General features: G+C 49.1%; 11 protein-coding genes. 8 read left to right on the forward strand and 3 right to left on the reverse strand.

The window, feature by feature from the left end:
- Positions 1–144: 144 nt before the first annotated feature.
- Genes pgtC through pgtA form a run of 3 tightly spaced genes read left to right on the forward strand, consistent with a single transcriptional unit; the run spans position 145 to position 4,587 of the window.
- Complete coding sequence (gene pgtC / locus HVZ39_RS07800) at positions 145–1,344, forward strand: phosphoglycerate transport regulator PgtC (protein WP_155849802.1); 1,200 nt, start codon at positions 145–147, stop codon at positions 1,342–1,344.
- Between the two features lie 11 nt (positions 1,345–1,355).
- Positions 1,356–3,350, forward strand: coding sequence for a two-component system sensor histidine kinase PgtB (pgtB, locus tag HVZ39_RS07805; RefSeq protein ID WP_170973721.1), 1,995 nt, complete (start codon positions 1,356–1,358; stop codon positions 3,348–3,350).
- The gene (gene pgtA, locus HVZ39_RS07810) at positions 3,340–4,587 is read left to right on the forward strand and encodes a two-component system response regulator PgtA (protein WP_181633427.1); all 1,248 of its coding nucleotides are present in this window, start codon (positions 3,340–3,342) and stop codon (positions 4,585–4,587) included. Before pgtB ends, pgtA begins: the two co-directional genes overlap by 11 nt.
- A gap of 103 nt (positions 4,588–4,690) precedes the next feature.
- On the opposite strand, the gene HVZ39_RS07815 is transcribed toward pgtA, so the two are convergent.
- Entirely contained in the window at positions 4,691–5,230 is a 540-nt protein-coding gene (locus tag HVZ39_RS07815; RefSeq protein WP_016157066.1) for a DUF2058 domain-containing protein, read from the reverse strand.
- 374 nt (positions 5,231–5,604) lie between these two features.
- Here HVZ39_RS07815 and HVZ39_RS07820 point away from each other — a divergent pair, with 374 nt between their 5' ends.
- Positions 5,605–7,503 (forward strand): methyl-accepting chemotaxis protein, encoded by a 1,899-nt coding sequence (locus HVZ39_RS07820; RefSeq protein ID WP_181633428.1) that lies wholly within the window; start codon positions 5,605–5,607, stop codon positions 7,501–7,503.
- A gap of 66 nt (positions 7,504–7,569) precedes the next feature.
- Here the strand turns inward: HVZ39_RS07820 and HVZ39_RS07825 are convergent, their stop codons facing one another.
- Positions 7,570–8,601: an isoaspartyl peptidase/L-asparaginase gene (locus HVZ39_RS07825; protein WP_080858940.1), complete on the reverse strand. Its 1,032-nt coding sequence runs from the start codon at positions 8,599–8,601 to the stop codon at positions 7,570–7,572.
- Positions 8,602–8,918: 317 nt separating this feature from the next.
- On the opposite strand from HVZ39_RS07825, the gene HVZ39_RS07830 reads away from it, so the two are divergent.
- Positions 8,919–9,551, forward strand: coding sequence for a DNA-binding protein (locus HVZ39_RS07830; RefSeq protein ID WP_080858939.1), 633 nt, complete (start codon positions 8,919–8,921; stop codon positions 9,549–9,551).
- 169 nt (positions 9,552–9,720) lie between these two features.
- On the opposite strand, the gene HVZ39_RS26780 is transcribed toward HVZ39_RS07830, so the two are convergent.
- The gene (locus HVZ39_RS26780; RefSeq protein WP_256434479.1) at positions 9,721–9,843 is read right to left on the reverse strand and encodes a hypothetical protein; all 123 of its coding nucleotides are present in this window, start codon (positions 9,841–9,843) and stop codon (positions 9,721–9,723) included.
- Positions 9,844–10,104: 261 nt separating this feature from the next.
- On the opposite strand from HVZ39_RS26780, the gene HVZ39_RS07835 reads away from it, so the two are divergent.
- Genes HVZ39_RS07835 through HVZ39_RS07845 form a run of 3 tightly spaced genes read left to right on the forward strand, consistent with a single transcriptional unit; the run spans position 10,105 to position 12,237 of the window.
- The gene (locus HVZ39_RS07835; protein ID WP_031602044.1) at positions 10,105–10,332 is read left to right on the forward strand and encodes an AlpA family transcriptional regulator; all 228 of its coding nucleotides are present in this window, start codon (positions 10,105–10,107) and stop codon (positions 10,330–10,332) included.
- 17 nt (positions 10,333–10,349) lie between these two features.
- Complete coding sequence (locus HVZ39_RS07840; protein ID WP_181633429.1) at positions 10,350–11,210, forward strand: hypothetical protein; 861 nt, start codon at positions 10,350–10,352, stop codon at positions 11,208–11,210.
- Positions 11,211–11,232: 22 nt separating this feature from the next.
- On the forward strand, positions 11,233–12,237 hold the full coding sequence (locus HVZ39_RS07845; protein WP_181633430.1) for a P2 family phage major capsid protein: 1,005 nt from the start codon (positions 11,233–11,235) through the stop codon (positions 12,235–12,237).
- Positions 12,238–12,300: the final 63 nt, after the last annotated feature.

The raw sequence follows: 12,300 nt of genomic DNA on the forward strand, positions 1-12,300 counted from the left end.
CGAATAACCTTATTCTCCCCCCCAGCGGTGATAAACGGGTAAGTTTTGTCTCAATATTATTTTTTGTACATGTTGGTATTTATGAACGGGATCACAAACAGACTGTTGGGCCGGGGGCGTTTTTGGGCATTCTTGCTCTGTTTTATGTCGCTGTCGGCGAGCTGCCAGGTCCTGGGTAAAGAGCTGGTGATGGCGACCACCTTTTCCCCAGGGGCCACGGCCTGGATTATCCAGCGCTGGCAGACGGAGCCAGGGTCAGTGATGATTCGCACGTTAAACCGGACCAGCGGTTCGCTGGAACAGTTGCTGGATACTGCGAATGCAGAAAACGTCGATCTGATTTTGACCTCATCACCCATGCTGTTGCAGCATCTTCAGGAGCATCAGAAGCTGGCGCCTTTCGATAATGCGCTGCCTGAAAGCCAGCGGCTGGTGCCAGACTCGATTCGCTCGACCTCCGTGGCTGTGGCGATATCAGGGTTTGGCCTGTTGATTAATCGTTCTGCGCTGGCGGCGCGGCATCTTCCGCCGCCTGCCGACTGGGGGGATTTAACGCAGCCTAAATATCAGAACGCGCTGTTGATGAGTAGCCCGTCGCGTTCCGATACCAACCACCTGATGGTTGAGTCGCTGCTGCAACAGAAAGGGTGGGAAGAGGGCTGGGCGACGCTGTTGGCCAGCGCCGGTAATCTGGTAACGATTTCATCACGCAGTTTTGGCGTGGCCGACAAAATTAAGAGCGGTCTGGGCGTGGCGGGGCCGGTCATTGATAACTATGCCAACCTGTTGCTTAACGATTCGCACCTTACTTTTACCTATTTCCCTCGCTCGGCGGTGTCACCCACCTATGTTGCCGTACTCAAGAATAGCCAGCACCCCAACGAAGCGCGTCGCTTTATCCGCTATCTGTTAAGCCCGGAAGGACAGCGGATCCTTGCGGATGCGAACACGGGGAAATATCCGGTCACGCAGCTCGCGCCTGATAACCCACGCGCCGCTCAGCAGGCTATTTTGATGAGCCAGCCCGCGCTTAATTATCGGCTGATCCTTAAGCGGCAACAGCTGGTGCAGCGGATGTTTGATACCGCCATCAGTTTTCGACTCGCGCAGCTGAAAGATGCCTGGCGGGCGCTATACAGTGCGGAAGCGCGCCTGAAACGCCCGCTACCCGAAATCAGAGCATTACTGACCAGCGTCCCGATAGATGCCAGAAGTAGTGAAGATGAGGCCTGGCTTGCGCAATTTGAGAATAAAAGCGTAGCCGAACAGCAGATGATGGAGTGGCAGCTCTGGTTTCTTAAAAATCAGCGTCAGGCGATATCCAAACTGGAAGAGTTAAAATGAAAGGTGGTTCGATACTGCAACGCCTGCGCCAGCTCAGCATCAGCAGCAGCCTGCGGGGAGCGTTTCTGACGGGCGCATTACTGACGTTGAGCGTAAGCTGCGTCAGTTTGTACTCCTGGCATGAGCAGAGCTCGCAGATACGCTATTCACTTGATGATTACTTCCCGCGCGTACATTCCGCTTTTTTGATAGAAGGAAATCTCAACCTGGTTGTGGATCAGCTTAATGAATTCCTGTTGGCCCCCAACACCACGGTAAGGCTGCAACTGCGCAATCAAATTATTTCTCATCTGGACAAAATTGAGGTGCTGAGCCGGGGATTACAATCGGCAGAACAACAGCAGTTGGCGGTGATTTTGCAAGACAGTCGGGCGCTGATGGCGGAGCTGGACCGGGTGCTCTACAACATGTTCCTCGTGCGCGAAAAGGTGAGTGAACTCTCCGCGCGCATCGACTGGCTACATGATGATTTTACTACCGAGCTGAATTCGCTGGTGCAGGATTTTACCTGGCAGCAGGGGACGTTGCTGGATCAAATTGAGGCCAAAAACGGCGATGCAGCGCAGTATCTCAAACGTGCCAGAGAGGTACAAAACGAGCAGCAGCAGGTTTACACCCTGGCAAGAATTGAAAATCAGATCGTGGATGATTTACGCGACAGGCTCAATGAACTGAAGTCGGGTAGCGACGACGGAATGCTGGTGGAGAATCATATCCGCTATCTGGAGAACCTGAAGAAAACGGCGGATGAAAATATCCGTACCCTCGATGACTGGCCCAGTACTATCACCCTGCGGCAAACCATTGATGAGTTACTGGAAATCGGGATGATGAAAAATAAAATGCCCGATACCATGCGCGATTATGTCGCCGCGCAAAAAGCGCTCGTTGATGCCAACCATGCCAGAGAGGCAACGCTCGGGCGCTTTCGAACACTACTTGAGGCGCAGTTGGGGAGTAGCCATCAGCAAATGCAGATGTTTAACCAGCGGCTGGAACAAATTGTTCGCGTCAGCGGTGGACTTATTCTGCTGGCGACGCTGCTGGCGCTACTTCTCGCCTGGGGGCTCAACCATTACTTTATTCGTTCGCGTCTGGTGAAGCGTTTTACCGCACTCAACCAGGCCGTGGTGCAAATTGGTCTTGGCAGAACGGATGCCACCATCCCGGTTTATGGGCGCGATGAGCTCGGGCGCATCGCAGGATTGCTGCGCCATACTCTGGGCCAGTTGAGTGCGCAAAAAAATCAGCTGGAGCAGGAAGTGACAGAGCGCAAGGAGATAGAGTCCGATCTCCGGGCAACGCAGGATGAACTGATCCAGACGGCAAAACTGGCAGTGGTTGGACAGACCATGACCACGCTGGCGCACGAGATTAACCAACCGCTGAATGCGCTGTCGATGTACCTGTTTACGGCGGGAAGGGCAATTGAACAAGGACAATCCGCTCAGGCCAGAAGTACGTTAACCAAAGCGGAGGGGCTGATTACCCGTATTGATGCCATTATCCGTTCGCTGCGTCAGTTTGCACGTCGGGCCGAGCCGGGCGCGCCTTTGCATCCGGTCGATCTGCGACAAACATTCAGCGCCGCCTGGGAACTGTTGGCTATGCGGCATAAGCCACAGCAGGGTACGCTGACGCTTCCAGCCCAGAGTGTATGGGTGACAGGTGATGAAGTGCGTATTCAGCAGGTGCTGGTAAACGTACTGGCAAATGCGCTGGATGCCAGTCCGACTGGCGCGCAAATAGAGGTTCACTGGCAGGCTGAGGGCAGCCGATTGTGCGTCTTTGTCTGCGATAACGGCCCCGGCTGGCCTGAGGCGTTATTGCCATCACTGTTAAAGCCGTTTACCACCAGTAAGGATGTGGGGCTCGGTATTGGCTTATCGATTTGTGTATCGTTAATGGGGCAAATGAACGGCGAGCTGCGCCTGGCGTCGACACCGGGGCGTAATGCCTGCGTCGTTCTGCAATTTAATCTGACGGATGTAAACGATGTTGTGTGATGACTATTCTGTTCTGCTGATTGATGATGATGCCGATGTTCTCGACGCTTACACTCTGTTGCTTGAACAAGAGGGGTACCGTGTCTATGCATGCAATAACCCTTTTGATGCCCGAAACTGGCTGCAAGCCGACTGGCCGGGGATTGTTCTGAGCGATGTGTGTATGCCTGGCTGCAATGGAATAGACCTAATGACGTTGTTTCATCAGGATGATAATCAGCTCCCTATTCTGCTTATCACCGGGCATGGCGATGTCCCGATGGCGGTGGAGGCAGTAAAGAAAGGCGCATGGGACTTTCTGCAAAAACCGGTCGACCCCGGCAAACTGCTGTCGCTGGTAGAGGATGCGCTGCGTCAGAGACAATCCGTGATTGCCCGTCGCCATTATTGCCAGCAAAAGCTTCAGGTTGAACTGCTCGGCTACAGTGACTGGGTCAATCAGTATCGTCAACGTCTGCAACACCTGGCGGAAACGGATATTGCCGTCTGGTTTTATGGCGAGCCGGGGACAGGACGTATGACCGGAGCCCGGTATTTGCATCAGCTTGGGCGCAGCGCTGATGGGCCGTTTATCCGCGGTGAACTAACGCCCGGGAACGCGGGACTACTCAATGACCTTATTGCACAGGCGCAAGGAGGAACGCTGGTCCTGAGCCATATTGAGTGCCTGACACGTGAACAGCAGCACCATATGGTGCATCTGCAAAGCCAGGAGCGGCGTCCGTTTCGTCTGATAGGCATTGGTGACACATCGTTAGTGGAACTGGCGGCAACCAACCAGATTGTGGCCGAACTCTATTACTGTTTTGCGATGACGCAAATCGGTTGTCAGCCGCTGTCACAGCGTCCGGATGATATTGAGCCGCTGTTTCGTCATTACCTGCAGAAAGCCTGTCTGCGCCTGAACCATCCCGTGCCCGAGGTTGAAGGGGAGTTACTGAAAGGCATGCGGCGCCGCGTGTGGTTAAGTAATGTCCGGGAACTGGCGAATGCCGCCGAGCTTTTTGCCGTTGGGCTACTCCCGCTGGCTGAAACCGCGAATCCGCAGCTGCATCTGCCTGAACCAACACCGCTCGATCGGCGGGTTGAAGAGTACGAGCGACAGATCATTACTGAAGCGCTAAATATTCATCAGGGGCGCATTAATGAAGTGGCGGAGTATTTACAAATCCCGCGTAAAAAATTGTATTTACGCATGAGAAAATACGGGCTGAGCAAAGAACACTATAAGTTTTAGTCGACAGAATTGGGGGCGAAGGGACGTCGAAGTATTTCGGTGGCGGCGTTGGCGTTCACCGAAATAGGCAACGGAAGTCCGGGTGATTATCTGGTTGTTTTTCTTACCACATCAAATCATCAGGGATGACAAAATCAGCATACGGATCGTCTTCGTCCTTCGCTTCCTGGCTCAGCTCGCAATTTAAAACAATATAACTTGCATCGCGCTGCGCAATCTTGTCGGCGACGACAGCCGGGATAATGGCGTATTCGCTATCGTTGCCGCTTTCAGCCGTCAGTCGGGCAATGGCCAGACGGCCCTTGATCAGCTGAGACTGAGTCACCTTATCAACATAGACTTTTTTGATCAGGTTATTATCAGTAAAGTTGTAACCAATATCGCCACGGGTAATGGTGATTTTATTCATTTCAATCAGTTGCTTGATTTGGGCTTTATATTCTTTAGACAGCGCGGCCTGTTTCTGCTGTTCGCTGAGCTGCTTGTCGCGCTCAATTTGCGCTTTTTTATTCTCTTCAACCGCTTCTCTGGCTTCGCGAGCCTGAACGCGCGATTTCTTCGCCGTTCTTTGCACTTTGGCCACTTTTTTGCTGCTGACCAGACCTGCCTTAAGCATCTGTTCTTGTAGGGTAAGTTTTGTCATCGTCGCTTCTAATCCAATAAAATCGTTGTCAGGATTATAACCTTAACGTTCGGCGGGATGCCAGAAAATGGCCGTGCCACGACGGTTATCTCCAGTAGGCGTCACCGTTCTGTGTCTTACTCCCTTTCCGAATCGTGTTGATAGTTAACTCGTTTTTTAATAAGAAATAATATGCTGAATGATTTAACTATCTTGAGAATAGATATCATAAAAATAAATATTTCAGTGATTTATCCTGATCATCATAATCAAATAGAGTTATTTTGGCAGGTATTTAATCTAAAAAACAATCAGTTGTCTCTTGATCAAATTTAAAGTGCAGCCTCATTGCGCCGATAACCATAATGAAAATATGGACAATGGAGGGAAGTGGCATGTGGTGGGTTTATCGAATGCCGATGAAAATGAAGTTAATAATCGCGCTACAACCACTATTATTGGCGTTATGTTGGTTTGCTGGTTCAGGAATATTGACGCGCATTGAGACAGAACGGCAGATGGAAAATATTGCTCAACTGACAGCGCTCGCGCGTAGTGCCGGAAATGTGGTGCATGAGCTGCAAAAAGAACGGGGAATGAGCGTCGGATTTCTGGGGGCTGAAGGGAAGACGTTCAAAGATGAGTTAACCGCGCAGCGGGCTTTAACCGATCGCGAGATCGAGGTCTTTGTGCGTTCACTGTCCGATACTGCATTACCAGAAGGGGATGCCGCCAATTCTGTCACCACGTTTAAGAAAAACATTCTGTCGCTTGCCACCATCCGGGAAAACGTCACGCGATTGGGGCTTCCGGCCTCCGATGTCGTTAAGTTTTATACTAATGTCATTGCTGATGTGCTGAGTTTTGTGGGCAGGTTGGGACAGTTGACGGATTCAGGCGAGATGGCGAACGCATTCGCCGCCTACTACAACTTGCTGAATTTGAAAGAACAAGCAGGTATTGAACGCGCGCTGCTGTCAAATATCTTTTCCTCCGGTCATTTCGCCGAGGGGCAGTTACATCAACTCAGTGATGTCGTCAGTAAACAGAACGTCTGGCTGGCACAATCGTTGCGTCTGAGCCCTCCGGAACAGGCGGCCATGCTGGAAAGCCGCTTACAGTCCACAGAAGCGTCAAAAGCCCTCTCATTACGCGAAACCGCGTTTAGTCATGCCGCGAACGGTGGATTTGATGTCGATCCTACTGTCTGGTTCAAGGTTCAAACCCAGCGTATTGAAGTGATGCGGCAGATAGAAGATGTGACGGCGAATCTTCTGTTAGCGAATGCGGAAAAACTCGCGCAGGATGCACGAAAAAACTGGCAAATATATATGATTGTCAGCTTGTTAGCGCTCCTGGCATCATTGGCGTTCGCAGGGGCAATCGCTATCAATATGCATCGTCAATTTAGTGACACGCTCCGCAAGATTGCGGGTATGAACGGCGATCTGACTCAACGACTGGCGACCCCAGGGAAAGATGAGCTTTCCTCACTTAATCGCGCCTATAACACGATGCTGGAAAGTATTCAGCATATCGTCCAGGAGATTAAACAAGGCTCCGTGGTTTTATCCGATGCCAGCAGCAGTATTACGGTGGGTAATCAGGACCTGGCCCAACGCACGGATGAACAGGCAGCATCAATAGTACAAGCGGTGGCCAGTATGGAACAGCTCTCCACGACGATTACGCAAACGGCGGACAATGCCCGCGAAGCGGAGCATCTGACAATCAGGCTGGAAAAAGAGGTCCGCCAGGCCAGTAACGTCGCCAGTGCGGCAAATCAGAGCATGGGGGATATTCGCTCTTCCAGTGAGAAAATCTCGAATATTGTGACCTCGATTGACGATATTTCGTTTCAGACTAACTTGCTGGCGCTGAATGCGGCAGTGGAAGCTGCACGGGCAGGAGAGATGGGCAGGGGGTTTGCGGTTGTCGCCAGTGAAGTGCGGAATCTTTCGCAGCGTTGTGCCAAAGAAGCTAATCAGATCCGCGAGCTGGTCGCGCAGAATATGGTAAAAATTAGTGAGGGTGTTGAGCGGGTTACGGCGTCCGCTACCGCGCTAGAAGCCGCGGCGGACAATACCACCAGCATGAAGCAATATATTGCGGATATCGCTCGTGTAGCGACGGAACAATCGCAAGGGGTAACTCAGATTAACCTGGCACTGCGACCTATGGAGCAGGTCACGCAGCAAAACGCGGCGTTGGTTTCTCAGGCCGCAAGCGACAGCCAGCGCCTGGACAATCTGTCTGTCACCATGAAGGATCTGGTCAATCGTTTTGTTGTCTGACCTGACGCCGTTTAACCGACCCGGACAACATACCGGGTCGGTTCATCCCCTGGCGGGGAAATAGTATTAACGATAAATGGCTACAACGGGTTTTCCGTCATCGCCTATGGTTCCCCGGTACATACCTTCAGAGTTGAAGGACATGGTGTAATTACCGGCTTTATCAAGCACAATTACTCCACCGCTGCCATTCAGCGCCTTAACTTCATCCAGAGCATTCTGCGCTGCGTCTTTTAAAGGGGTATTGCGGTATTTCACCTGGGCTGCAATGTTATACGCGGTCAGCGTGCGGATAAACATTTCTCCTGAGCCGGTTGCGGATACCGCCACGGTTTCATTGTCGGCATAATTTCCTGCGCCAATGATAGGTGAATCCCCCACACGTCCGTAACGTTTGTTGGTCATTCCGCCTGTAGACGTTCCGGCAGCGAGATTACCGTCTTTATCCAGAGCAACAGCGCCGACAGTGCCATATTTATAGTCATACATCATTGGATCAGCGAACAGGGCAGCGCTCTTTCCATCGTGATCAAGGAGCACTTTTTCTTTTTTGATTGCATTCTGTAATTGCTGCCAGCGAAAATCTGTTTTGAAATAAGCAGGATCAACGGTTGCGAGTCCCTGTTCTTTTGCAAAGCTATCCGCGCCTGTCGAGACCATGAGTACGTGCGGGCTTTGAGTCATAACGGCATACGCCGCATTAATTGGGTTTTTAACCGTGGTTACACCGGCAACGGCACCGGCTTTTCGGGTTTTCCCATCCATAATGGACGCATCCAGTTCATTGCGGCCATCGTGGGTAAACACGGCACCTTTACCTGCATTGAAGAGAGGAGAATCTTCCATCACATTAATCGCTTTCTGAACGGCTTCCAGGCTGCTACCGCCTTTATTCAGAACCGTATAACCTGCATTCAGAGCTTCAGTGAGTTTTTCTGTATACTGCTTTTCCTGTTCTGGTGTGATGGTATCTTTTGTAATGGTACCGGCACCACCATGGATCACCAGCCTTATCGGCGATTGCGCGTCTCCCCATGCGGGAGCTGTCAGTAAGGTACAAAGGGTCAAAGTAGCGATACTGGTCTTGATTCTGAACATATGAATAAATTCCTTTTTTCTGAGTGATGAATCATTTCCGATAATGTTTCTCATTACCGGTATTAATCAGCCTGTTTATGGAGAACTTATTCCTGACAAACTGGCTAAAGATTAATCATGGCTATACTTCAATAACCATAATTTTGGTTAATTGATTTTAGTCAAAATATATTTTTAATGATTGATTTATCAATAAATGAAGCGTTTCCGCAGAAGTTTCTATCATTCCACTGACCATACTCGCAGGCTTCCGGTTGCAGTCTGTCGCTGGTAAAGTGAGCAACCAATACCGAGATGTGGCCAGAAGGGAATTCCGAGTGACCGAACGTATTGATTATCAGACTGAAAAATACAGCTTTACTGAGGCGACTGAAAGTTCCCGTCTGGCTGGCCAGTGGGCTGATGTTATTGCTGAATGTCGGGAAATGAAGGCGGGTCCGGAAGAGCGTCTGCGTATTGCTTTATTGAATGTGGACTATGTGACCAGCTTTGAGCTGCCTTTCCGTTTGTTATTACTCCGTACCCCGCAACTGATTGCCAGCGTTCGTGAAGAGCTACAGCTTAGTCAGAAAAACGTAATCTTTAACGGCAAACGCTTTGGTTGTGTTTACAGCCTGAAAGCGAGTCTCTGCGGGATACCGGATGAATTTCAGTACCGCCTGTCGCATCGTATTCGACGCATTAATCGTGCAGGTTCAAGCGAAGCGCCATATCAGCAAATTGCTAAAACGGTAAAAGCACCGCGTGAGCGTCTGAAGCTGGCACTGGAATCAGGCCTTGATGTCACTGCTTTGGACGGGCTTTTCTGGTTTGGCAGCCAACGTATTGCTGCTGACGTACTGAGGCTGAGAAAATCAGGGATGCGGATAGCTACTGAGCAGACAATGGTGTCCGACAATCTTACTGCAACGGTGAGGAATGTGCCGTTTTATCGCCTGGCTCAGGGATGAACTGACAGGTAAATGAAAGGATTTAGCCGGATGCATTTAATTAAAAGTGTCCCCTGCAGGAATGAGATTGATGAATTAATGAGTTGATTTTTATGAATATATAAATACTGGAATTAAAATTCTATACACTTAGTTATACACATAAGAAAAAATTAGTACTTTTTATGGACTAGGTGTATTTTCCCCAGCCCAGCCCAGCCCAGCCCAGCCCAGCCCAGCCCAGCCCAGCCCAGCCCAGCCCAGCCCAGCCCAGCCCAGCCCAGCCCAGCCCAGCCCAGCCCAGCCCAGCCAATGTAGCCTTTTATTTACAAATTGTTACATATATTGTTCATCAAATTTCATCATTATCAGGGATTAACAAGCACTGGCAAAGGTTGTCACTCAGTAATATTCCCTAACATTCACTATTATTCACCATTATTCACCATTCAAATTATTTGAATAATTTTGAAAGTGTCATTCTTTACGTATTAATTCTTCTGTGCAAGTATATATACACCCAATAGAGACTAATTAAGTCTTAGTATAAATATCTAATGTGAAGGACATAGCCATGAGCTTATTGCCTCGGGAAAACGCACCCCAAAAAAACTATAGACTTCTGAGAATATCAGAAGTGATTAATTTGACTGGCTTACCCAAGTCAACAATTTATCTAAAGATAAAGAATGATGAATTTCCGAACCAAGTTTCTATCGGTTCTCGTTCTGTTGCATGGGTGGAGCATGAAGTTAATGAATGGATAGAGAAGAATATTCTCAATAGAAAATTAAACTCCTAAATTGAGGTGGCAATTATATGATTGACAATGTTTTTAAGAAAAAACTGGCATCAATTAAGAACGAACATGTGTCGGTGTTAGACAGTTACAAAGTAAGCCCATTTAAAGAAACTCATAGCGACACGGCCTGTATTGTGCGTATTATCGAAATCTATTCACTGAATAAGCTGCGCGCTAAAGGTGAAAAGCTGTATTCACTTACAGGGTTAACAGTACCTGATACGGAAGCTGTGGCGAATGAGATCAACCTGCTCCTAAGCCGTTATGCCCAGTTGTGTCGTCAGGAAGAGGAAGAGTTATCTTTCCGGCAGCGTGAAGTGACAAATGCGGAAGTTGCATGGAAAAGTACATTCTCAAAAAACGGCGTCAGTAGCATTGCTGAAGCCAAAACGAATAAAACGGGGCATGCTGAACGCGCGGATGTTGAACGGTGTTACCATCAGGCTGTTTCCCGGCTGAATGAGCAACATAGCCGACTGAGCACAATCAAGCTTTTACCGGGCGTACTGGCCGATGAAGTTAACTACATTGGTAAGGGAGTTGAGAAGCGTTTACTGAGCATATTTCCTCAATCCGGCCAGATCCCTGCTGATTTTATTTCTGTGTTTAATGACGGTGACGTTGTTCGTGATATTAAATTTATTACATATTCACTCAAATCTTTGTCTGATTCTGTGAATGAAATTATTAGCCGTTGTAGCGTTCCAACTGATCGTTATGTATTAAATAACGGTGGAATGGCAAGAGCTATGGCTTACAGGGAGTACTATCGAGCAGATAATTATGTATTACGTTCAGTCGTAAGTGACCGGGATTATGTTGAACATATAATGAAATACAATCGGGTTACTGAGTACAAAAATAAAATCTTTTCTTAAATACTAAAAAAGGTAAAAAACTATGTATGCCTTCAAAACTGAAAGGCCGGACGCAGCACGTCGTTATCATAATAAATTCGTTACTGGCACTAACTATCAGGAGGAATCAAAAAGACGCTTTGCATTAAGCGAACCCACTGAAAATATACTGCGTACCTCAATTCTGGAATCCGGGTGGCTTATTAAAAATATCACGCTACGTGATGTTAACGCCGTGTCAGGTAATGCCGTCAATATTGGTGCCAGTGAACTACATACCGGACGTGTGGATGGTGGCCGTTTCCACAAAAAAATGGCAGTCAATGGTACGGAGTTTTTTCTGACAGAGACGGATACCTGCGCCCGGATCAGCTATTCCGATATGTCTCATATTTACCATACCGGCGTGCCGGATGAGTTTGAGAAAACGGTTGAGAGCTTTTTTGCCCAGGCATATGCGCTGGACATGCTGCGGGTCGGTTTCAATGGTGTGTCGATTGCAAATACTACAAACCCGGAAATCAATAAAAAAGGAGAGGATGTCAATATTGGCTGGCATGCACTGGCGAAAGCCTACGGGAACGGGAAGCAAATCATCTCTGAGCCTGTCACTTTGGGAGAGTCTGGCACCTGGAAAAATATTGATGCGCTGGCCAACCATCTGATTACAGAGCTTATTGCTGAGCAGTTTCGTGAAGATCCCCGTCTGGTTGTACTGGTTGGGGCAGAGCTGGCAGCACATCAACGCCTGAAGTTATTTAATGCCGCAGACCGCCCGGCTGATGTGAATGCTGCACAGATGGCTACAAGTTCTGTTGCTGGCCGCTTTGCGTTTATTCCCCCGTTTATGCCGGGTAAGCGTCTGGCAGTAACAACGCTGGATAATCTGCATATTTACACTCAGGCGATAACACGCTGGTTTCGTGCTGAGTTTGATGATGAAAACAGCGAATACGTGCATTCCTACCTGCGCAATGAAGGCTATGCACTCGGTGAACCTGAATTGTACGCGGCTGTCGATGAGCGCGCCCTGACGTTTGCGGATTGACTTAGCGACAGAAAGACCCGCTCAGAGGCGGGTCTCGTTTACAGCATCAGGAAAAATGAAGAA

The sequence above is a fragment of the Citrobacter sp. RHB35-C21 genome (assembly GCF_013816515.1).
In the GTDB taxonomy this organism is placed as follows: Bacteria; Pseudomonadota; Gammaproteobacteria; order Enterobacterales; family Enterobacteriaceae; genus Citrobacter; species Citrobacter braakii.